The sequence below is a fragment of the Legionella moravica DSM 19234 genome (assembly GCF_000423305.1).
GTDB lineage: Bacteria > Pseudomonadota > Gammaproteobacteria > Legionellales > Legionellaceae > Legionella > Legionella moravica.
This window is the reverse complement of record NZ_AUHS01000030.1, coordinates 13,273-35,899: the sequence shown is the minus strand read 5'-3', so window position 1 is coordinate 35,899 and position 22,627 is coordinate 13,273. Positions and strand designations below refer to the sequence as shown.

Below are 22,627 nucleotides of genomic sequence, written 5' to 3'. Positions count from 1 at the left end.
CGCACTTACTCCAACATTTTTTCAATGGGTAACACTAAAATTGAACTTGCTCCTAAATCCTGGATCGTTTCCAGAGTTTTCCAGAAGACGCGCTCACTGGAAACAACATGCACTGCCACTTTATCCATATTATCGGGTAAGGGGAGAATGGTTGGTGCCTCTGCTCCGGGCAATTGTTCCGAAATACGCTCCAGTGCTGATTTTGGGGCATGAAAAACTATGTATTTTCGTTCCTGCGCCTGCTGAACTGCCTGAATACGTCGCGCAAGCATGCCAAACAGCTCTTGAGCTTCGGGGGAAAATTGCTTTTGAGTCTGGATGAATACTGCCTGGCTTTGCAGTACGGTATCTACTTCATATAGTTTATTTTCTTCCAATGTCTGTCCGCTGGATACCAGATCACAAATGGCATCTGCCATCCCCATTCGGGGCGCTACCTCTACGGAGCCTGATAAGATCAGACGTTCAGCACAAATGGAGCGTTCTTCCAGATATTGGTTAAGTAAATAGGGGTAACTGGTTGCAATGCGTTTACCATCCAGACTTCCAGGACCCTGGTAATCAAAGGATTCAGGAACTGCAATCGAGAGACGACAGGTGCAGCTGCCTAAAGCTAATAATTGTTTATATAATTTACCTGGTTTTGCCAGAGAGGCTTCCAATAAAACATTTTCACCAACAATTCCGCCATCGCATAAATTGTCAAACACTAAAGTGGGAATGTCATCATCGCGAACAAAAAGCAAATCGATAGGGAAGTTATCTACATGAGTGAGAAGGGCGTTGGGTTTAATGCGAAATTTTAAACCGCAGCGTTGTAATAGACTGATCGATTCATCAGATAATCGCCCCTTTTTTTGTATGGCCAGTCGTAAACGATTTTTCATAAATTCTCCATTCGTTCCGCAATCAGCTTATAACCACCCGTTCCAAAGCTTAAACAACGGGCTACACGTGTGATAGTAGTTACACTAACGGCAGTTTGGTCATGAATCGTGCGATAGGGGATGCCTTGACGGAGCAGAGGAACTACTTGCCAACGGTCAGCCATCGATTCCAATTCAGCCGGGGTGCATAAATCCGTAAAAAATTGAAGCGCTTCTTCTTTATTATTTAATAAACTGATTGCATGCATTAATTCAGGAAGCGCAGAATTTTTGGTATAAGTATGTATTTTCATATTAATGTATTAGCACGTTAAAACATGAATTAATGATAATGATTATCTTTAGCATTGTCAAGAACTTAGTGAAAATTAATTTTACTTAAGATATAGTATTAACGTTCCAAATCTGGATAACTGCTATGAAACCATTTACACGAGATATAACTTTAACGATCACGGTTAAAATGATATTGCTTTTTCTATTATGGTATGTCTGTGTCAGAGGAATGCATCCTGTCGTGCCAAGCGGCGAGGAGTGGATGTTAGGAAAAACAACACAACCCGCATCGTCCCAAATTAATAAGAGGTGATTTAATGATTCCTGTTAGTGAGGTAGTAGATCTTTCCCGGCTACAGTTCGCTTTGACCGCACTGTACCACTTTTTATTTGTTCCGCTGACCTTGGGTTTTTCGGTGATGCTTGCCATTATGGAAACGGTTTATGTTATGACCGGGCGGGAAATCTGGCGGCAAATGGTCAAATACTGGGGTGTCTTGTTTGGTATTAACTTCGTTTTGGGAGTCGCAACCGGTCTAACCATGGAGTTTCAGTTTGGAACTAACTGGGCCTATTATTCTCATTATGTTGGTGATGTGTTTGGAGCGCCACTGGCTATTGAAGGGATGATGGCATTCTTTTTAGAAGCTACTTTTGTTGGGTTATTCTTTTTTGGTTGGGATAAACTGTCGAAATTCCAGCACATGATTTGTACCTGGTTGTTAGCTTTAGGTACTAACCTGTCGGCATTATGGATTTTGATTGCTAATGGCTGGATGCAAAATCCCGTGGGCTCCTATTTTGATTATCAAACCATGCGTATGGAAGTCAGCAGCTTCTACGATATGTTATTTAATCCAGTTGCTCAAGCCAAGTTTGTGCATACCATAAGTGCTGGCTATGTTACTGGCGCCATGTTTGTTTTATCGATTAGCGCCTATTTTTTGTTGCGTGATCGAAATAAGGCCTTTGCCAAACGCTCCATGACGGTAGCTGTGTCTTTTGGACTGGCTTCAGCATTATCGGTAGTGGTATTGGGTGATGAGAGCGGATACGTTGCCAATTCAAACCAAAAAATGAAACTGGCTGCAATGGAAGCTATGTGGCATACCGAGAAAGCACCAGCCTCTTTAACTGTTTTTGGTATACCTGATGAAAAAACGCTGAGTACCAAGTACGCTATTGATATCCCCTTTGCATTAGGCATTATTGCCACTCGCTCATTAAATACCCCATTACAGGGAATTATTGAGTTGATCGATGAAGGAAAGTTAAAAATAAAAGACGGGATGATTGCTTATAACGCCTTGAAAACGTTACAAAAAGATCCTAATAATGAAGAGGCTAAAAAAGTATTTAGTGAACACAGCAATAGCCTTGGCTATGCATTACTGTTAAAAAAATACACTGAGAATGTGACTGATGCTACTGATGAACAGATTAATATGGCGGCTCAAGACTTAAAACCCAAGGTTATGCCCATGTTTTTCTCGTTCCGAATAATGGTTGCCTGTGGTCTTTATTTTATTCTCCTCTTTGCGATCGGTTTCTATTTATCAGTGCGCCATCGATTGGAAAAAACCCGATGGTATCATCGAATGGCATTTTATTCTTTACCTCTACCCTGGGTTGCTGCTGAATTAGGCTGGGTGGTTGCTGAATACGGTCGTCAACCCTGGGTTGTTCAGGGAATATTGCCTACGTTTATGGGCGCTTCCGCATTAACTCCAGGCCAAGTGATGACATCAATAGCCGGTTTCGTATTATTTTATACCGTTCTAGCCGTTGTAGAGCTTTATTTGATGGTGAAATACATTCGCCTTGGTCCAGATGGCATGCAGCACTAATTTTAGGAGATACCAATGCCTTTAGATTATGAAACATTACGAGTAATATGGTGGTTATTAATAGGTATTTTATTAATCGGCTTTGCTATTATGGATGGATTCGATCTGGGTGTGGCCATGTGGCTTCCCTGGCTTGGAAAAACCGATATTGAGCGACGTGTGCTCATTAACAGCATTGGGCCGACTTGGGAGGGTAATCAGGTCTGGTTTATTCTGGGGGGCGGCGCTATCTTTGCTGCCTGGCCTGCATTATACGCACTGTCATTTTCCGGATTTTACCTGGCCATGCTGGTTGTTCTTTTAGCATTAATTCTTCGGCCGGTTGGATTTAAATACCGTTCTAAATTGAAAAATCCTGCCTGGCGAACTACATGGGACTGGGCTTTATTTATTGGCGGATTCGTACCCTCGCTCATTTTTGGAGTCGCGTTGGGAAATGTGCTGCAAGGTGTTCCATTTTATTTTGATGACAGTTTAAGAGTTTTTTATACGGGTTCTTTCATTGAGTTGCTTAATCCTTATGCCCTGGCATGTGGTATTTTATCGGTATTAATGCTCGCAATGCATGGTGCTTTTTTTATTCAGGTAAAAACTGAAGGTGTTCTGCAGGAAAGAGCGCGTATCTGCGCCAAGTGGTGCGCTTTAAGTGTGATTTTACTGTTTAGTGTACTGGGCATTTGGACTTTTTATGCTATTGATGGCTATGTTATTAATGGCGTTATGCCTCATGATGGGCCATCAAATCCATTATATAAAGAAGCTTCAAGCCAAGCTGGAGCCTGGTTTAATAATTATCGTGCCCATCCTGCTACAATGCTGGTGCCTATAGTTAGTCTGGTTTTAGCATTGCTCGCGATGATATTGGCAAAACGAGCCGTATTAGCGTTTGTATTAAGCGGATTGAGTGTTGGTACTTTGATTGGAACTGTTGGCGTGAGTATGTTTCCTTTTATTCTTCCTTCGTCCACCTACCCACAACAAAGTTTATTGGTTTGGGATAGTTCTTCCAGTCAGTTGACGTTGTTTATCATGCTGGTTGTGACGGTAGTATTTTTACCCATCATTCTGGCTTACACAGCATGGGTTTATCGAGTATTGCGAGGCAAAGTAACTGAGAAGACTGTTCTGGATAATCAGGATTCAGCTTATTGAGGAGAGAAGTATGTGGTATTTTTCCTGGGTTTTAGGTACTGGTTTGGCTTGTTTTTTTGCAGTATTGAATGCAATGTGGCTCGAACTAAGAGAAGAAGACGCAAAAGATTAGCGCCAGTTTAGCCGGGTTATCGTGTTGTTGTAACCCGGCTCATCTTAATTTGTCAGGAGAAGCTGATTTTGAGTCTCTAATGTGTTCTCAACGTTCACAGCCATACAGTTCTTGATATGCTTCCAATTTTTTTACCTGAGCTAGTTCATTTTCATTGTGCAGATACTCAATTAAATCAAATAAGTCGATAATTGAATAAACAGCAATACCTTGAGCTTTGATTTCAGACAAAGTTGATTTTTCTGTCAGTCCCTTTTCACATCGATCCAATGCAATAATAACCCCGCTTAGAATTCCTCCATGATCTTTAATTAGTGATTGAGCCTCACGAAAAGCAGTTCCGGCAGTAATCACATCATCAACTATAATGGTTTTTCCAGTTAGTGGAGCGCCAATTAATTGCCCTCCTTCACCATGATCTTTTACTTCTTTTCGGTTAAAGGTGACAGTACAGTCTTTTCCTAATTCATCTAGCGCTACTGCTGTCGTAGTTGCAAGAGGAAGTCCTTTGTAGGCGGGTCCAAATAGATGTTCGAATTCAACCTGGTGTTCTATTAGAGTTTGGGCATAAAACTGGCCAAGCTTACGCAATGCGCTCCCTTGATAAAATAATCCAGCATTAAAAAAGTAGGGGCTGAGTCGTCCGGATTTTAAAGTAAACTCACCAAATTTTAAAACCTGGCAATCTAGAGCTAATTTTATAAAAGATGATTTGGTATGATTCATTATTCATTCCTAAAACAAAAAATTATTGAAAACAAATGTAATTTTTGAAAAAAATCCTTAACAATCAATAAAAAACTGTTATGCTAATCAGAGTGTGCGTGATTATTCGTGCATGAGAAACTGTTTATTATAGCGTAGATAACAACTTTATGAGTGACTTAAATTTAGACATTTATAAAAGACTATCTGAAATAAACATTAATATAATTAAATAACGAACACGATGTAAAAAGTTTAAGACAAAGGGGATAGCTAATGTCGCAAAGAGAGACAGGCCATGTTAAATGGTTTAATGAAAAAAAGGGATTTGGATTTATTATTAATCAGCAGGGCGATGATATTTTTGTACATTACAAAGACATTCAAGGTGTAGGTTTTAAAACCCTCCATGAAAACGATCCTGTAACTTTTGTGCTTGATAAAGGACCAAAAGGCCTTAAAGCTCAAGAGGTTGTTTTAGCTACCGAAGCAAGCGAATAAAGATAAGACATCCAAGCCAGATAATTTAGTCTGGCTTGATCCTCAAAAATTAATCCATCAGTACTTCATAAACTTCTTTTCAATATAAAATACTACGACATTGTTTGAACAACAGGGGCTATAGAGCAATTGAATAATCTAATTGCCAATACATTCCAGGCATATGCTGTTGATGCGTTATTGCTTCAACTTAATTAAAACCCGGTAGTATAACTCGGTAATGTATCTGTAGAAGACTCTGTAGCTGTCTCAGAATCAATTTGCTCCCGATGCAGATCCTCTCTTGGAGGCATTAACCTATGAACCGACAACATCCTGGATGGTTTTACTGCGCCTTGTATTTGTTGTTCTGTGTGAGGTAATCGGGATTCTGAATCAGAAATTTCATGGCTCTGTTCTTCAGATGAATATAATTGAAGAGGGGGCAATGATAAATCAAAATCAGCGCAGCTTTGCGGTACATAAGCAGGATCAGGAGCATCGTTATAAGGTGTATTTGAAGTTGAACTCGAGGCATAACTAAAGCCAGGCCTTGGATCTGAACTGCTACTCGTCATAGAAGCTGATCGTGGGGAGGAGGAACTGGTACCATAAGTGTCGGCTAATAAATTTCTACTGGAAAAGAATGATGATCCAAATCGAGCTAATCGACTTTTTTTAGGAGTAAAATATTCTGGCGGCTTATCGGGCAGCATACCAGGCTCATAGTAAGCAGCAACTTTAATTGTCGATGTATTAAAATGGTAGCGTTTTGCTTCTTCGTAGCTTGAGATAGACTTTCGAGAAAGGGTTGCGGTCAGAAAATAATCTTTAGCATTCATCTGTTCTATAGTTACTGCGGCCATTATTTTGACCGTATGCTTGTAGTCTGCATCAGCTTCGGCTCGGGTTCCTCTTAGAGGAGCATAGTCTTCCATGATGGGATCAATTGGATTATTGTCCTTATCGTAAGGCCCAGTATATTTTTTTAAATGCAAAGTGACATTATGGGGAATGAGTTCCGGATATTTTAGGAAATAGTTATGTAAGTTATCTAAAATATCCTCTCGATCATCAATGAAATTGAATTGAAGATCGTCAAGTGGATGGTCTTTTGCTATTTTGTGAATCTGGGCATAAAGCACTGTTAATTTGCTCTCATCATGCATCCAGTTTGGATGGTGCTCAGCCTTCTTTAATTTTCCTGGAATATAATCTTTTTTGTTTTTGTCTATGCATCTAAGTGCCATTTTAAACGAAGTACCATCAGCCAGGTCGTTATAGACATCACTCAGTAGCAACTCATCGAGAGTGGCAGGGGCTTCGTGAGTGTTCAATTCCCTGGTAATCAATTTTACTGCAGGAAAACAGGAGCCTCGTTTGTCAGGTAGGGCGTTGTTATAGTCATCCATTAACCCCTGTCGGTTTGAACCTACCAGAATAATTTTGGGATTTGGTGATGATTTGAGTGCATCAAGCAAGCCTTTATTGGCCAGAATAATGTTTTTATCCTCGCTGGATAAATAAAAAAGATTCGCCAGGCATCCATCAAAATCGAAGGAATATATCTCATAAATCAAAATTGCAACTCCAAAACGGTACAAAAAGGTATGTATGAATACATACTCATGGTTTTGTTGTACATTCAACCACATTGTTTAATGTTTTTAAAGCATGTTTTAATTTATATTTTGTGATGCTATGCGACTACTAATGCATCAAATTGCTGTTTTGAGTTAAAATCAAACATATTGCAGCATATATCTTATATTTGATCCTGATTCTTTCACAGGATGAGATCAAGGTCTATTCAAAGTAGTCTGTACTAGACGAAGTCGTAATACAGGGAGATTTCTCTATCTTACGGTAATGGAATAACCTCATGCCGGGTTGATTATAACGGAGATGTAATTATGTAGTTCACTGGTGAAATTAGACGGTGCTAATTCGCTAATTGACTAAAGAATAATTTTACAGCCAGAACAATCAAAATGGCTCCGGTTACTCGTTCAATCCAGTGGCTAATGCTCTGAAATTTGGCTCTTGTCTTCTTTCCTGAAAGGCTGAATGCTACGAATGAAAACCAGACTAATGTCTCTAAAAAGAGTACGATGGCTAGAACTATTTTATTGGGGTCTGAAATGTCTCTGGGCATGAGTACGGAAAATAGACTGATAAAAAATAACATCGCTTTGGGATTAAAAATATTGGTTATAAAACCTACTGAAAAAGCCTGCCAAGGGTTCAGATCCTCTATGTTGTCATATCCATCGATTCGATCTCCGGTTGCTTTGGCTCTCAAATTTCTATAACCAATATAAAAGAGATATGACGCACCAATGTATTGGATAATTTGCATCAAAACAGGAATTTCTGTAATTAACAGACCTAGGCCAAGCAAGGTATAACTAATATGGATTAAACTTCCTAAGGCAATACCCAGGGCTGTGAGCAAACCACTGCGTCTTGAATAGACCAGGCTGGTTTTTACGGTAATTGCAAAGTCCGGTCCGGGGCTTATTAAGGAGATAAAAACCAGTGCGATAAGGGGCATAAGGGGTGTTAATTGATTTAGATGCTCCATAGAGACTCCATACAGATTATTAAATAGTTTAATCGGAATGTATTGACCACTGTTCAAATGACCCGCTCTGTTTTTCAAGAGCTATTAATTTATAAAATTAATAAAAATTTGAAACTATAATATTGAAAATGAATTTGTATTGCAATATATATATATCTGTACATGACAAAAAAACTGTCTTAGCCTGCGCAGGCGCATTAGGGGCCGGGCAAAATAAGCGCGCTTTTGCGCGCAAGTATTTTACCCCCCTCACCCTAAACCCACTCCCCCACGCTACGCGCGGTGGAGAGGGGATTTGATCGAAAGAAGCTCATTTTCCCCGGACCCTAATGCGCTCGGGCAGGCAAAGCAAGATTTTTTGTCATGTACAGAGAATATATAATCATTTAATGTGTTTTATGCTGTCGGATTTATATTTTTTAAGTAAAATAAATATGAATTGAAACCATTTTTATAATGTAACGAGGATTCTGATGATGAATGATTCAATTGATACATTAAGACATCACTCCCGAAAATTGATTCGCGAGTTAGGGATGCTGCAATTAAACAAAATCGATGCCAAAGAACAACCTTCATATTGGCATGCTTTGATAGAGATTAATAAAGAACCCAATGTTACCAGTGCCAAATTGAGTCAATTACTGTTAATTTCGATGCCTACATTATCTCGAATAGTTACATCCTTGATTAAAGAGGGTTTGGTTTCTGCGACGGAAGGGATAGATAAGCGAGAACGTTTTCTCAGAATCACCGATAAGGGCAAAGAAAAAATTCATTATATTGACGAGTATTCTAACAGCAAAATCAAGCGGGCATTTCATTTTTTGACACAGGAAGATAAAGAGCAGGTGATTAGTGCCATTGGCAAATACGCTTTAGCTCTTGAACAAAGCCGTATTGCGCGAGATCAGGTCAAACTCTTAAGACTTTCAACTTCAAGAACCTTACGAAAACAAATAATGACCATGATTGAGCGAATTCAGGTTGAAGAATTTAATATCCCTGTAACCGCTGATATCAACATATCAATTCTTAAGGCGGAAGATAACTACTATTTTAATAATTCCTGTAATTTTTGGTATGCTGTTGATGCTCAAGGCACAATTATTGGGAGCATCGGGTTAAAGAAAATAAATAATGAACAGGGAGAACTGAAAAAATTTTTTCTAACTCCTGAATATCGAGGGTTGGGTATTGCATCTTTATTACTAAGAACGTTGATTAAGAATTCATTAAAGCATGGTTTTAAAGAATTGTTTCTTGGCACAGTAGAGCAATTGCAAGCGGCACAAAAGTTTTATGAGCGTCACGGATTTCAAGCAATCAAAAAAGAAAGCTTACCCGGTCAATTTGTTGTATGCCCCGTAGACACTCTGTTTTACCGGGGTGAAACCAAAAAAATAGAGCAATTGCTTGATGAGTTGGTCTAAGCGATTCACTAGAGCAATAGGTGGTGCTTGAACCCTATTTGTTTGTCAATTTTTTTCAATGCAAGGCAGTATATCAATAATTCGTTTTTTTATTTATAGCAATCAGATGAAGGTACGCTTTCAAAAGCGGCATGTGTTTTTGTTACGTTAAATTTGAGAGTGAATTTAATCAGTTAATTGAGATTTTTCATTTACTTTCTACCGGGACCCCAATATCCTTGCTGATATTCATTTATTACAGTATTGATGGGGATATTGTGAGTTCAGGGTATATTAATCTTCTAAAGCAGAGAAAATTTCTACCGATCTTTCTTACTCAGTTTTTCGGTGCCTTTAATGATAATGCTTATAAATTGGCAATGTTAACGATGATTAGCTACCATCTAAGCCATGTTCAATCTCAATCTGAATATTATCAAGCATTGGCTGGTGCATTGTATATCTCTCCATTCTTTATTTTTTCAGCCCTATCCGGGCAATTAGCTGATAAATTTGATAAAGCACTGTTAGCACGTTTGGTAAAAGTATTCGAAGTTATTTTGATGCTACTAGGCAGTTTCGCCTTGTACAGAGGAAATATCTTTTTGATGATGTTTACCCTGACTGGCTTGGGAATTCACTCGTCATTTTTTGGACCGATAAAGTACGCGATCTTGCCAGATCTCCTGCCAAAACAGGATTTACTGCGTGCCACGGGTTTAATAGAGGCCAGTACTTTTGTAGCCATCTTGTTAGGAACAACCCTGGGAACACTAGCAATTGGTTCAGATCGGGCAACACCTTCCTTTGCGATGCTCATGACGCTTGGCGCGGCATGTTCCGGACTAATTTCCAGTCTGTTTATTCCAAGTGCACCATCATCTCTCCAGACCTTGCATGTGGATTTCCATATCTGGCGTTCCACCTTAATGATGTTAAAACAAGCCAAAAAGGATAAAAAGATTTTATTATCCACATTAACGATTTCCTGGTTCTGGTTAATTGGCGCAGTATTGTTGACCAAGTTACCGGATTATTCTCATTATGTGTTAGGAGCAAATACTAACGTGTTTGCTGTGTTTTTAGCGATTTTTTCTATTGGCATCGCTTTAGGTTCATTAATGATTAATCGAATACTGCATGGGACTATTTCCCTGTCCATAGTTCCAATTGCCATGTTGGCACTAACCTGTTTTACTTTTGATCTTTATTGGGCTTCACCTTCAGAAAATCAAATGACGGAACAGTTGACACCATTGCTGGTCTTTTTTACTTATCTGAACCATTGGCGAATCGCTTTTGATTTATTGATGCTGGCATTCTGTGCCGGTTTATTTGTTGTGCCCTTATATACTTATTTACAGGTTGCCAGTCACCCTGAGGCACGCGCACGAACAATTGCAGCCAATAATATTTATAATGCACTATTCATGGTGTTTGGTACTATTTTAGTGATGGTCCTATTGCATTTTAATGTAGCAATACCTCAAGTATTTCTCTTACTTGCTGTGATGAATAGTATTGCAGCATTAGGGCTATGGGTCTGTTTGAGACAGCAGAACAAAAGCGATGTTGGGTTTGGTTGATTTAACTATGCGGGCTAATTGAATAACTGGTTAGCAGGTCGTATTTTATTCATTAAGATTCAACCGGTTGACCACAAATGCTCTAAGGATCAGCATTAATCCAATCTTTTGCCGGGAGGAAGTCGGTATACAAGATACTTTCCTTGCTGCCTTCTTCTGGATGCCAATTGTAATTCCAATGTACTTCTGGTGGAAGTGACATCAATATGGATTCCGTTCTGCCGCCAGATTGTAAACCAAATAGCGTACCTCGATCATAGACTAAATTAAACTCGACATATCGTCCACGTCTGTAATTTTGAAATGCTTTTTCTTCAGATCCATAAGGATGATCTTTTCGACGCGAAACTATTGGGCCGTACGCTGGAATAAAATGGTTTCCTATGCTTTGCATTAAAGCAAAACTGTGATCAAAACTGATTCTGTTGTAATCATCGAAAAATAATCCGCCGATCCCTCGAGCTTCGTTTCGATGTTTGATAAAGAAATATTCATCACACCATTTTTTAAACTCAGGATAGATTGAGCAGCCAAATGGTTGGCAGGCTTCATATGCTGTTTGATGCCAGTGTTTGCAATCTTCGACAAAACCGTAGTAGGGGGTTAGATCAAACCCACCACCAAACCACCACACGGGGTCCGCTCCGTCTTTTTCAGCAATAAAAAATCGTACATTTGCATGTGACGTAGGAACATAGGGATTTTCAGGATGAATGACCAGTGACACTCCTAATGCACTAAAATGCCTACCCGCCAGTTCGGGTCGGTGCGCAGTAGCTGAACCAGGTAATTGTTCTCCCGAAACATGGGAAAAATTGACTCCAGCCTTGGCAAATACTCCACCATTGGACAGTACTCGGGTGATCCCACCTCCACCACCAGGGCGTTCCCAGGACTCTTCTTTAAATTGAGCTGAACCGTCAAGTTCCTCAACAGTCGAGCAAATTGAATTTTGCAACTGCAGCAGATAAGATTTAATAAGTTGGATGGCGTTTGGAGGAATTGTCTTACAGTCTGACATATAGAGTACTCCAGACAAGTTAAATTGCCTTATTTTCTCACTCTTTCTGTATTGGCACAATGTTTGCTTTATTAATATCAATAATAAAAAGGAGTGAATATGCCTCTTAATCTTGATTCTTACTTTGGGATTCATGCCAAAGCGCTTCTTGTCCGAGATCAGCGAGCATCCCAATTAGCGAATAACCTGGCCAATGTGAATACTCCAAATTATAAGGCCAGAGATATGGACTTTAATGAGGTTCTCGCTGCTTCCATGGCAGGAAGTTCTCAGCAATTACAGACTACTTCAGCGAATCATATCAGCAGCAATGCGGATATTTCTGCACAAATGAAGTATCGCATCACGAATCATAAATCGATGGACGGGAACACGGTCGATAAAGACATTGAAACCGCAGAATTCACGAAGAATGCGCTCAATTATCAAGCAAGTCTTAGTTTTCTTGACGGTAAAATTAAATCCATGATCGTTGCGTTAAAAGGAGAATAATCATGTCATTAAATACCATTTTTGACATTGCCGGATCAGCTATGACGGCAGAAACTGCTCGATTGACTACAAGCGCTGGAAATATGAGTAATGCGAACGTTGAGGCCAGTAGTCCTGACGAAGTGTATCAAGCCAAATATCCAGTTTTTCAGGCTGTTCAGGAAAAAGCAAATCAATGGATGGGAGATAATATCAGGGCGGGCGTGCAATTGAAGGGCATTTATGAGAGTAATGCGGAGCCTTCAAGGCGCTATAATCCTAATAGTCCCCTGGCTGATGAGAATGGGTTTGTTTATACCCCAAATATCAATTACGTCGAGGAAATGGCTAATGTGATTTCTGCGTCCAGATCGTATCAAATGAACATAGAATTACTCAATACTACCAAGCAACTGATGCAAAGAACACTGCAATTGGGTGAATAAGGTGAATAAGGGGAACAGAATGACAAATTCAGTAAATGGAGCTAACGCAGCAAGCACTTTAGGACTGAGTCAGGCGGATTCTTCTGCCAGAACAAGTTTAGGGCAGCAGGATTTTTTAAGGCTTATGGTTGCTCAAGTACAAAATCAGGATCCCATGCAGCCACAACCTAATGGTGAATTCCTATCACAGTTAGCACAGTTTAGTACCAATGACGGTATTACCCGTATGCAAGATTCATTACAGCAAATGGCTACTTCTTTACAATCCAATCAGGCCCTTCAAGCTTCTGCGCTGGTGGGACGTAAAGTTTTGGTTCACAGCGACGGTCTGAGCCTGGGAACTGATGGTGATGCCAAGGCAGCCATAGACATGCCCGCAGGACTTGCCAATCCAACGGCATCTGTTTACTCAGCATCTGGAGAGCTTATTAAAACCTTTACTTTGGGGCAGCCTACACCTGGTTTCTTTCAATTTAACTGGGATGGAACCGATCAAAATAATCAACGCGTAGCGGCTGGAAATTATAAAATTAAAGTCAATGGAACTTATGGTGGACAGGAAGTTGCATTAAAAACCATGACTTCAGCAAATGTCGACAGCGTTAGTTTGGGTCAAAACGGAGAAGGTTTAAAACTCAATGTTTCGGGAATTGGTTCAATATCTCTAGACCAGGTAAGGCAAATAACAGTATAAAAGAGCTGCAATCTCTGCATGTATCTGGGTGAGTGCTAAAAATTATAAGCAGGAGGCTATTATGGTTTTTAATACAGCATTAAGTGGAATACAGGCATCGACCAAAGACCTGGATGTCATAGGTAATAATATCGCTAACTCAGCAACAGTTGGATTTAAGGGATCGCGCGCAGAGTTTGCTGACATCTATACCTATAGTGCCTATGGAACAGGTAGTACATCCGTTGGAAGCGGGGTTAAATTATCTCGAGTGCATCAATCATTTGCAACTGGAACATTAAGCCCAACAAATAATACATTGGATCTTGCCGTAAATGGATCCGGATTTTTTATTTTGAGTGACCAGGGGGCAAAAGTATACACCCGTGCAGGTCAGTTTAAACTGGATAATGAAAATCACATTGTTAATGCGAACAATCAACGCTTGACTGGGTTGCTTGCAGATAAAAGTGGTGCCATTACTGGTGCTTCAGGTGATTTACAAATTAATACTGCCAATATTAGTCCCAAGGCGAGTAGCTTGCTCACTGCGGGAGTCAATTTATATTCTCAGAGCAAAGCACCTGCGGTTGATTGGGTTGGTGGTTCAACTCCAGCTACTGATACCTATAATAACGTCAGCTCATCTACAATATATGACAGTTTGGGAAATTCTCATGTATTAAGCATGTATTTTATTCGGGCAGACTCAGCAGCTGTAGCGGGAGACCCTAATGCCGCGTCTCCTCCTGGAACAATGAATCAATGGTATGTTGCCTTTCAAATTGATAATCAAAACGTACCTGCCAACGTTGGACCTAATAATACAGACAATTTGTTCCGGGCAAACTTTAATACGGATGGAACCTTTGCAGGGGTAACCGATACAGCAAACGCCCCATTGCCTAATAATTACATTCCAATATCATATAATTTAAACAATGGCTCGAACCCTTTGAGTATCAATATTGACTTGTCTGACAGCACACAATTTGGTAGTCCCTTTGCGGTTCAGGCAACTCAAAATGATGGATACACAACAGGCAGCCTTGCTGGTTTGGATATTGATGATTCAGGAGTGATTCTCGGTCGTTATACTAACGGTCGCACACTGACTATGGGACAAGTATTGTTGGCCAACTTTTCTGATCCGGAAAGCTTGCAAAATTTAGGAAATACGAGTTGGGCTGAGACCTTTTCTTCAGGTCAACCATTAGTGAGTGGCGCAGGAACTGGTGGCTTGGGATTGATTAATTCAGGCCGCCTGGAAGAGTCTAATGTGGATTTAACCAGTGAGTTGGTCAAATTAATTGGCGCCCAGCGTAATTTCCAGGCAAATGCACAAACCATACGAACAGGGGATGCCATTACTCAAACCATCATTAATATAAGGTAGGAGATAAGCCATGGAGCCTATTCTGTATAATGCTGTAAATGGTGGGCGTTCTGATTTTAAAAGACAGGAGTTAATCGCCAATAATTTGGCGAATATAAACACCCCAGGTTTTAAAGCAGATCTCTATCAGGCGCAAACTATGTACATGAGTGACGCTAATGGAGTCAACGAGAAAAGTGGACAATCGTTTGTTGTTCAGGCACCCAATGGCATAGATTTGACACCTGGTGAGATTATTACTACTGGCCGCGATCTTGATGTTGCTATAGACGGTGATGGATGGATGGCAGTGAGGGACGGTCAGGGAAATGAAGCTTACACTCGTGGAGGAAGTCTACGATTGGATGTTAACAGACAATTAATTACAGCTTCGGGAAAAGTAGTCATGGGGGATGGTGGTCCAATTTCCATCCCACCTGCAAAATCTATAGAAATTGGCAATGACGGCACCATAACGATCATTCCATTAGAAGGAGATGTCAAAAGCCTTGCGATATTGGATAGAATTAAACTGGTCAAACTGGATAGAACCAATATTGTTAAAAACGATGAAGGATTAATGCAGCTTAAGCAAGGGGGTATAGCTAAAGCTGACTCGACTGTAAAAGTGATTAATGGTGCAATTGAGGGTTCAAATGTTAAGGCGATTGATCAAATGGTGGGAATGATCAGTGCTGGTCGCGAATTTGATGCCCAAATGAAAATACTTTCAACAGTAGATGATAATGGACAAAAATTGGCACAACTATTGCAGGATTAGTCTTAAAATAATAAGAATAAATGCGGGAGACAGTCATGGAACCAGCACTATGGGTCAGTAAATCTGGCTTGGAAGCCCAGGATAAAAATATTGCTACCATCGCGAATAACCTTGCAAACGTTAACACCACGGGATTTAAAAAGGGTAGAGCCTTATTTGAAGACTTAATTTATCAAAACCTGCGTCAGGCGGGAGCTCAATCAACTCAGAACTCTCAAATCCCGACTGGTATCAATATGGGAACCGGTGTTCACCTGGTTGCAACAGAAAAAATGTTTGCTCAGGGTGGTCTGCAAAATACTCAAAATCCTCTCGATGTCGCGATTGAGGGTCAGGGATTCTTAACGGTTCTGATGCCGGATGGTACTCAGGCTTATACACGAGATGGAAGCCTAAAGACAGACAATACAGGACAGATTGTTAACAGTAATGGATACCCCATTCAACCTGCCATAACCGTTCCTGCGCAAACAATAGGCATTACAATTGGAACAGATGGAACGGTAAGTGCCACCGTTGCTGGAAATAATACCCCGTCAGTAATTGGAACAATCCAGTTAACCAACTTTATTAATAATGCAGGTCTTCAACCCATAGGGCAAAATTTATTTACTGAAACAGCTGCCAGTGGAACCCCTCAAACCGATAATCCCGGTAACTCTGGACTGGGAACCTTGCTTCAAGGTTCTCTTGAGGCATCTAACGTGAATGTGGTTGAAGAGTTGGTGAATATGATTCAGGCTCAACGAAGTTATGAAATTACCGCAAAGAGCATTCAGACTGTCGACAGTATGTTGCAGTATTTAACACAAACTCTATAAGCGGATTAGTGTCATGAAAACTCTAAAATTAGCTGCAACTTGTTTTTCAGTGCTTCTGTTGAGCGGGTGTGAAGCAATTAATCCACCGACTCCTGGAACAAACCCTGAGTACGCTCCAACTTATCCCACTGGCCCGGATCCTAAAGAACTACGAAAAGCCAATGGAGCCATCTACAGTAGTGAAACAGCTTTACCCCTTTTTGAAACACCAAGAGCAAGGCATCCTGGTGATATATTGACTATTTTCCTGGTTGAACGTACTGATGCTCAAAAAAATGCATCGACAACGCAAAAGAAAAATGATCAGGAACAAGTGACCAATAACCTGTTTCTGGGTAGACCCATTTCATTGGGTAGTGGATACAGCATGGATTTTGATCTGAGCAACCAAAGGAAATTTACTGGTGATGCCAAGTCCATTCAGAATAATCGATTGGCGGGTAGCATTTCAGTTACCGTCGCTAAAGTCCTGGCTAATGGAAATATGGTAGTACAGGGTGAAAAATGGGTTAAAATTAACCAAGGCAATGAATACGTGCAACTTTCTGGTATAGTTCGACCTCAGGATATCAGAGCGGATAATTCGGTTACTTCAGATAGAGTAGCGAATGCCAGAATATCTTATGGGGGAACGGGACAAGTTAATAATACGAATGCTCAGGGTTGGTTTGCTCGATTCCTTTGGAGTCCGTTATTCCCAACTTAATTTTAAAAGGCAATTAACAAGGAACTGTAATGCGGCGACTGCTGGTTATTACATGGTTTATAGTAATGAATTTGATCTTTAGTTCAGCTTTTGCTGAACGGATCAAAGACATAGCAACTTTGTCTGGAGTCCGAACCAACCAGTTGGTTGGTTATGGATTGGTTGTGGGATTAAATGGTACTGGTGATAAATCAGGAACTAAATATACCGAAGATACTTTCGCCAATATGTTAACTCAGTTGGGTATCAACATTCCCCCTGGCATTAGACTAAATTCTAAAAACATTGCTGCAGTGATGGTTACAGCCAGTCTTTCTACGTTTATGAAAAAAGGGCAAACACTGGATGTGAATATCTCATCCATTGGTGATTCTAAAAGTCTGCTCGGGGGAACTTTATTACTTACCCCATTAAAAGGAGCGGATGGTCGTGTATATGCCATGTCACAGGGTAACGTTGTTGTTTCTGGTATCAGCGCAGCGGGTTCCGATGGTTCCAGTGTCACAGTCAACGTTCCTAGCGGAGGACGAATCCCGAATGGAGCTACCGTTGAAGCAGACATTCCTAATCCTTTTTATTTCTCAAAAACATTAACCTATAATTTGCATGCCCCTGATTTTACTACTGCAAAACGGATGAGCGATGCCATTAATGAAATGATGGGACCAGGTACAGCAAGGCCTCTCGATGCTACTTCGGTTACAGTAACTGCACCGAAAAAATTATCTCAACGGGTAGACTATGTTTCTGTCCTGGAGAATATAGAGTTCACGCCAGGAGAACCCGTTGCTAAAATTATCATTAACTCAAGGACTGGTACGGTTGTTATTTCCAGTAACGTGATTGTTAAATCAGCGGCTGTATCTCATGGAAATCTCGTGGTCAGTATCACCGAGACTCCGGTAATAAGCCAGCCCAATGCATTTGCCGGGGGACGAACGGTTTCAACACAGCAATCTCAGGTTAACATTCAGCAAAAGAGTAATCATGCCTTCGTGCTTCCCAAAGGAACTACTTTGAAGGATATCGTTCGAGGAATCAATGCTGTAGGAGCAACTCCGGCGGATGTTATCTCCATACTCGAAGCCTTACAGCAGGCTGGCGCTTTGAATGCTACATTAATCGTAATTTAAAGATGTATAGAACAGGTGATGGAAATGAAAATAGATCGAATAGCTGTCAGTGATTTTCAAAGCTTGAATGAATTGAAAGTCCAGGCTAATCAGGATGAAAAAAAGGCCTTACCTGAAGTTGCCAGGCAATTTGAAGGGATATTTTTGCAATCCATGCTGAAAAGTATGCGTATGGGACAACATTTTCTTGATGAGTCCAGTCCTTTCAGCGGCAAGAATGAAGCTACTTTTCAGGAAATGTTGGATGGGCAATATGCTAAAAATATAGCAGATTCAGGTGGAGTAGGTTTAGCCGCTATGCTGTCCAGACAATTAGAAGGTACGGTTGGCAGAAATCAAGCAGATAGCATGAAAACAGGAAGTACTGATTCGTTACGTCCACTGAGCGGATCGGTAGATTCTAAAGCACAAAAGGGCACAGAAACGCCAGTCATTGATGACTTTGTTAAATCGATTTGGCCAATGGCCAAGCAGGCAGCCTCGTTAATGGGACTTGATCCTAAAGTGCTTATCGCTCAAGCTGCTCTTGAAACCGGTTGGGGAAAATTTGTAGCCAAGGATGCAGATGGGTCTAGCAGTAATAATTTATTTAACGTAAAAACCGGATCCAGTAAGGGGTTTGAATCGGTTAAAATTAAAACAACTGAGTATATTGCCGATACACCTATTAATATGAGTGCGTCGTTTCGCAAATACCCGTCTGTTGAACACAGTTTTAATGATTATGTTTCATTAATTAAAGGCAGTGAGCGATACCAGAATGCACTGGCAAATGCGGGAGATCCAGAGGCCTATGTCCAGGAGCTTCATAAAGCCGGATATGCAACGGATCCAAATTATGGAAGTAAAATACTGTCTATTTATCATGGCGACGAATTGAATCAGGCAATACAACGATGTGGATTCGCAGATCAGGTATAACGCTTGGAACAATTGAATGCATTAGTCTAGGGAGTGAACGAAGATGTCCATACTGAATATTGCTTATACTGGCTTAAGTGCATTCCAACGTGCCTTCCAAGTCGCTGGAAATAATATTACCAATGCGACTACTAAAGGTTATACCCGGCAGACTATTCAATTTACTCCTGGGCCTTCTCAACGTTTTGCAGGTTCTTACATCGGTAGCGGGGTGTTTGTTGCCTCAATTGACCGAAATGTTGATCAATTTACAAATTCACAGGTCAGATCTACCTTAAGCCTTAAATCGCAATTTGATACCTTCTATAATCAAGCGATTCAAATAGATAAATTATTGTCTCAGGATGGAACGAGCATTTCTACTTCTTTACAGTCGTTTTTTGATGCTTTAGGCCAATTAAACAGTGCTCCTGACAGTATTTCCTCAAGAAGTGTGGCAATTAAACAAAGCCAATTATTAGTGCAACAATTTAATTCCATACAAAACAAACTGGATGAGTATCAACAGAATTCAACGGCTCAAATTTCAGGTGCAGTCCGACAAATTAATCAACTGACGACAGACATTGCTGCTATAAATAAACAGTTGATGAGCACCCCTGATACACCAGAATTACTTGATAGAAGGGATGAGTTGCTTAAAGAATTGTCTCAATACACTAGTTTGTCTATTTTTGATCAAGGCGATGGCACGATCAGTGTCGGAATTGCAACTGGTGATATGTTGGTGTCAGGGACAGAACAAAGGGATTTGGTTGTAGGTTCGGGAAATTCAACTGTTTCGGGAACAAAGGTTTATTTGGATAATGGAACCGGTCAAATTGATATTACCTCGAGATTAACTACAGGTATGCTTGGCGGATTAATGGATTATGAGAGTGAAGTGATTAGCCAGGCCAGTCAAATGATAGGACAAATGGCCATTGGTTTGGCGCAAACCTTTAATGCCCAACATAAATTGGGCGTGGATTTGAATAATCAAATCGGTAAAGATTTTTTTACTGATTATAATAGTTCTGCACAACAACTAAACCGGGTTGTCACTCCATCAACCAATACAGGCACAGGCATCTTATCAGTGGCCATATCGGATATTTCACAAACAAAACTGAGTGATTACGATTTGGTTGTCACCGATGCTTTGACGAATGAGGTACGAGTAACTCGTAAATCCGATGGAACTTCTACGCTCTTAAACTGGACAAATACACCACCTGCTCCACCAGCAGGGCAACTGGTTTTTGAGGGCATGACGATCACAGTTGATGATACGACACATCTTTCTGATAACGATCGCTTTACCTTAATTCCAACTCGTGGAGCTGGGCGAGATTTGGCTTTGCAAATTAATGATCCACGCGAAATAGCCCTGGCATCATCTGTAAGCACCCAAGCCTCACTGAATAATACAGGGCAGGGGCAAATTGCTTTAGGAACGGTATACAACACTACAGGAGTTAGTAAAGAGTACCGAATTGAATTTATCTCGGACACACAATACAACCTGGTCAATGTAACGGACAGTATCACAACAGGTCCAGTTGCTTTTGTACCCAATACCAATAATACGATTCAGATACCTGATAGTGTAAACCCATCTTATTCTGTAGTGGTATCGGGTATTCCTAAATCAGGTGATCAATTTACTGCTAATTATAATTCAGGCTCAGCGGGTGATAACCGTAATGGTTTAAGCTTATCCAATATCCAGCAGGACAAATTTTTATCCAATGGTACTGAAAGTCTTTTTGACCGATATGCCAATTTATTGGCAGAAGTTGGCGGACAAACCAAACAAGCTCAACTAAGTTCTGAATCTGCCGATGTATTACATAAACAAGCGCTGGATTTTTGGCAAAGTAAAAGCGGTGTGAACCAGGATGAGGAAGGAGTGAATCTCCTTAAATTTAAACAGGCCTATGAAGCAGCCGGGAAGCTTTTGGAAATATCCAATCAGATGATGAGCATGTTGTTCGATATGGTGAGGTGATAAATGAGAATTTCTACCAATCAAATGTATCAAACCGGGTTAAATAATTTATTGGATTTGCAATCAAGAGTAATGAAATTGCAAGGCCAGCAATCCAGTGGCCTAAAAGTTCAATCACCATCGGATGATCCGGTAGCTTCATCTCAAATTGAATTAATGAATCATCGTATAGGCGCTACAGAATTATTGCAAAAAAATAGGCAGTCTGCGGAAAGTGCTCTTAGCTTGGAAGAGGGAATATTAACTGATGCCATTCATTCCTTAAATCGTTTGAGAGAAATCCAAATTCAGGCAGGTAATGATGCAATGTCTGAAGAGGATAGAAAAGCATTATCAGTTGAAACTAAAAACCTTTTGGGTCAGCTCCAGGATTATGCCAATACAAAGGATTCTAACGGTAATTACATGTTCAGTGGAGGAAAGTCGTTTGTTCAGCCCATTTCTATAAACTCCTCAGGACAGTTTGTATATAATGGCGACAGTACTCAGCGATTTCAGGCTGTGACTCATAGCCTGCAAGTAGCCATGAACGACACTGGTGATAATGTGTTTATGCGTATACCCAATGGTAATGGTACGTTTACAGTAAAACAAACTGCTACTCCCAATACGGGCACGGGGGTAGTCAGCACGGGTTCAGTCGTTGATCCACTTGCTTACGTATCCGATACTTATACGATGAGTTTTGCTCTCAACACTCAAGGTAATTTAGTCGTTATGGTTAGTGGTGCGGCAAGCGGGAATGTTATTCCACCAACAGGATTACCTGATGATGCTCCTTTATATAATGAGGGATCTGTAATTTCCTTTAATGGTATGGATATGACGATAACGGGTGCGCCTCAGGCTGGTGATGCTTTCGAAATTGCTCCGGCCCAGAATGAATCGATGTTTTCCACCGTTCAACGGATGATAACGAATTTAAATCAACCTTATAAAACACCGGTTGAAAAAGCAGCGACAAAAACTGAAAACAATCAATTATTGGCTCAGTTAGATGCTGCGTTTTCTCATATTTCTGAAATTCAGGCCGACTTGGGTGCTCGTCTCAATCAATTAGACAGTGCTGATAATGCGAATAAAACTTTACTCGATACCAGTGAAGCAGCCTTAAAATTGCTTCGGGAAATCGATCCTATAGAAGTAGCAACACAATTTAACATTCAAGTCCTGAATTTACAGATTGCACAACAAAGTTTCGTCCGAATTCAAGGATTAACGCTGTTTAATTATATTTAATTTATATTC

Annotated in this window: 24 protein-coding genes; 18 read left to right on the top strand and 6 right to left on the bottom strand. The window is 40.4% G+C overall.

Annotation, left to right across the window (positions count from 1 at the left end; genetic code table 11):
• Positions 1 to 5 precede the first annotated feature (5 nt).
• Together hisG and G543_RS0108425 are read right to left on the bottom strand one after the other, a co-directional pair.
• Positions 6 to 887 carry an ATP phosphoribosyltransferase gene (gene hisG / locus G543_RS0108430; RefSeq protein WP_028384137.1) on the bottom strand — a complete coding sequence of 294 codons (882 nt, stop codon included), beginning with the start codon at positions 885 to 887 and terminating at the stop codon, positions 6 to 8.
• A complete protein-coding gene (locus G543_RS0108425) occupies positions 884 to 1,180 on the bottom strand; it encodes a YerC/YecD family TrpR-related protein (RefSeq protein WP_028384136.1) in 297 nt (98 codons plus the stop codon). The genes hisG and G543_RS0108425 overlap by 4 nt, the downstream gene beginning before the upstream one ends.
• A 125-nt stretch (positions 1,181 to 1,305) precedes the next feature.
• Here G543_RS0108425 and cydP point away from each other — a divergent pair, with 125 nt between their 5' ends.
• Genes cydP through cydX form a run of 4 tightly spaced genes read left to right on the top strand, consistent with a single transcriptional unit; the run spans position 1,306 to position 4,274 of the window.
• The gene (gene cydP / locus G543_RS19490) at positions 1,306 to 1,476 is read left to right on the top strand and encodes a cytochrome oxidase putative small subunit CydP (protein WP_165482383.1); all 171 of its coding nucleotides are present in this window, start codon (positions 1,306 to 1,308) and stop codon (positions 1,474 to 1,476) included.
• 4 nt (positions 1,477 to 1,480) lie between these two features.
• Complete coding sequence (locus tag G543_RS0108415) at positions 1,481 to 3,010, top strand: cytochrome ubiquinol oxidase subunit I (RefSeq protein WP_028384135.1); 1,530 nt, start codon at positions 1,481 to 1,483, stop codon at positions 3,008 to 3,010.
• 15 nt (positions 3,011 to 3,025) lie between these two features.
• Positions 3,026 to 4,162, top strand: coding sequence for a cytochrome d ubiquinol oxidase subunit II (cydB, locus tag G543_RS0108410; RefSeq protein WP_028384134.1), 1,137 nt, complete (start codon positions 3,026 to 3,028; stop codon positions 4,160 to 4,162).
• Positions 4,163 to 4,172: 10 nt separating this feature from the next.
• Positions 4,173 to 4,274: a cytochrome bd-I oxidase subunit CydX gene (cydX, locus tag G543_RS18700; protein ID WP_028384133.1), complete on the top strand. Its 102-nt coding sequence runs from the start codon at positions 4,173 to 4,175 to the stop codon at positions 4,272 to 4,274.
• A gap of 87 nt (positions 4,275 to 4,361) precedes the next feature.
• Here cydX and pyrE read toward each other — a convergent pair whose 3' ends face one another.
• Entirely contained in the window at positions 4,362 to 5,000 is a 639-nt protein-coding gene (pyrE, locus tag G543_RS0108400; protein WP_028384132.1) for an orotate phosphoribosyltransferase, read from the bottom strand.
• Positions 5,001 to 5,255: 255 nt separating this feature from the next.
• Between pyrE and G543_RS0108395 the strand changes: the two genes are divergently transcribed.
• Positions 5,256 to 5,480, top strand: a complete 225-nt coding sequence (locus G543_RS0108395; RefSeq protein ID WP_028384131.1) for a cold-shock protein — start codon at positions 5,256 to 5,258, stop codon at positions 5,478 to 5,480.
• Positions 5,481 to 5,674: 194 nt separating this feature from the next.
• Here G543_RS0108395 and G543_RS0108390 read toward each other — a convergent pair whose 3' ends face one another.
• The gene (locus G543_RS0108390; protein WP_028384130.1) at positions 5,675 to 7,114 is read right to left on the bottom strand and encodes a hypothetical protein; all 1,440 of its coding nucleotides are present in this window, start codon (positions 7,112 to 7,114) and stop codon (positions 5,675 to 5,677) included.
• A 287-nt stretch (positions 7,115 to 7,401) separates the two neighbouring features.
• Positions 7,402 to 8,043, bottom strand: a complete 642-nt coding sequence (locus G543_RS0108385) for a LysE family translocator (RefSeq protein WP_028384129.1) — start codon at positions 8,041 to 8,043, stop codon at positions 7,402 to 7,404.
• A gap of 473 nt (positions 8,044 to 8,516) precedes the next feature.
• Here G543_RS0108385 and G543_RS0108380 point away from each other — a divergent pair, with 473 nt between their 5' ends.
• Both G543_RS0108380 and G543_RS0108375 read left to right on the top strand, forming a co-directional pair.
• Positions 8,517 to 9,476: a bifunctional helix-turn-helix transcriptional regulator/GNAT family N-acetyltransferase gene (locus tag G543_RS0108380; protein ID WP_028384128.1), complete on the top strand. Its 960-nt coding sequence runs from the start codon at positions 8,517 to 8,519 to the stop codon at positions 9,474 to 9,476.
• A 257-nt stretch (positions 9,477 to 9,733) separates the two neighbouring features.
• Entirely contained in the window at positions 9,734 to 11,041 is a 1,308-nt protein-coding gene (locus G543_RS0108375) for an MFS transporter (protein ID WP_028384127.1), read from the top strand.
• 82 nt (positions 11,042 to 11,123) lie between these two features.
• Here G543_RS0108375 and hemF read toward each other — a convergent pair whose 3' ends face one another.
• The gene (gene hemF, locus G543_RS0108370) at positions 11,124 to 12,062 is read right to left on the bottom strand and encodes an oxygen-dependent coproporphyrinogen oxidase (protein WP_028384126.1); all 939 of its coding nucleotides are present in this window, start codon (positions 12,060 to 12,062) and stop codon (positions 11,124 to 11,126) included.
• A 99-nt stretch (positions 12,063 to 12,161) separates the two neighbouring features.
• On the opposite strand from hemF, the gene flgB reads away from it, so the two are divergent.
• The 11 genes from flgB (at position 12,162) to flgL (ending at position 22,618) form a co-directional block, all read left to right on the top strand.
• Positions 12,162 to 12,554 carry a flagellar basal body rod protein FlgB gene (gene flgB, locus G543_RS0108365; RefSeq protein ID WP_028384125.1) on the top strand — a complete coding sequence of 131 codons (393 nt, stop codon included), beginning with the start codon at positions 12,162 to 12,164 and terminating at the stop codon, positions 12,552 to 12,554.
• 2 nt (positions 12,555 to 12,556) lie between these two features.
• Positions 12,557 to 12,979, top strand: a complete 423-nt coding sequence (gene flgC, locus G543_RS0108360; RefSeq protein ID WP_028384124.1) for a flagellar basal body rod protein FlgC — start codon at positions 12,557 to 12,559, stop codon at positions 12,977 to 12,979.
• Positions 12,980 to 12,998: 19 nt separating this feature from the next.
• Positions 12,999 to 13,673: a flagellar hook assembly protein FlgD gene (locus G543_RS0108355; RefSeq protein ID WP_028384123.1), complete on the top strand. Its 675-nt coding sequence runs from the start codon at positions 12,999 to 13,001 to the stop codon at positions 13,671 to 13,673.
• A 61-nt stretch (positions 13,674 to 13,734) separates the two neighbouring features.
• Positions 13,735 to 15,048 (top strand): flagellar hook protein FlgE, encoded by a 1,314-nt coding sequence (flgE, locus tag G543_RS0108350; RefSeq protein ID WP_028384122.1) that lies wholly within the window; start codon positions 13,735 to 13,737, stop codon positions 15,046 to 15,048.
• 10 nt (positions 15,049 to 15,058) lie between these two features.
• The gene (gene flgF, locus G543_RS0108345) at positions 15,059 to 15,808 is read left to right on the top strand and encodes a flagellar basal-body rod protein FlgF (RefSeq protein ID WP_028384121.1); all 750 of its coding nucleotides are present in this window, start codon (positions 15,059 to 15,061) and stop codon (positions 15,806 to 15,808) included.
• Between the two features lie 35 nt (positions 15,809 to 15,843).
• Positions 15,844 to 16,629, top strand: coding sequence for a flagellar basal-body rod protein FlgG (flgG, locus tag G543_RS0108340; RefSeq protein WP_028384120.1), 786 nt, complete (start codon positions 15,844 to 15,846; stop codon positions 16,627 to 16,629).
• 13 nt (positions 16,630 to 16,642) lie between these two features.
• Positions 16,643 to 17,335: a flagellar basal body L-ring protein FlgH gene (locus G543_RS0108335; RefSeq protein WP_028384119.1), complete on the top strand. Its 693-nt coding sequence runs from the start codon at positions 16,643 to 16,645 to the stop codon at positions 17,333 to 17,335.
• Positions 17,336 to 17,364: 29 nt separating this feature from the next.
• Complete coding sequence (locus G543_RS0108330) at positions 17,365 to 18,468, top strand: flagellar basal body P-ring protein FlgI (protein ID WP_035921811.1); 1,104 nt, start codon at positions 17,365 to 17,367, stop codon at positions 18,466 to 18,468.
• Positions 18,469 to 18,492: 24 nt separating this feature from the next.
• Positions 18,493 to 19,389 (top strand): flagellar assembly peptidoglycan hydrolase FlgJ, encoded by an 897-nt coding sequence (gene flgJ / locus G543_RS0108325; protein ID WP_028384117.1) that lies wholly within the window; start codon positions 18,493 to 18,495, stop codon positions 19,387 to 19,389.
• A 43-nt stretch (positions 19,390 to 19,432) separates the two neighbouring features.
• Positions 19,433 to 21,379 carry a flagellar hook-associated protein FlgK gene (gene flgK / locus G543_RS0108320; protein WP_028384116.1) on the top strand — a complete coding sequence of 649 codons (1,947 nt, stop codon included), beginning with the start codon at positions 19,433 to 19,435 and terminating at the stop codon, positions 21,377 to 21,379.
• A gap of 3 nt (positions 21,380 to 21,382) precedes the next feature.
• A complete protein-coding gene (gene flgL, locus G543_RS0108315) occupies positions 21,383 to 22,618 on the top strand; it encodes a flagellar hook-associated protein FlgL (RefSeq protein ID WP_028384115.1) in 1,236 nt (411 codons plus the stop codon).
• The last annotated feature ends 9 nt before the right edge of the window (positions 22,619 to 22,627 follow it).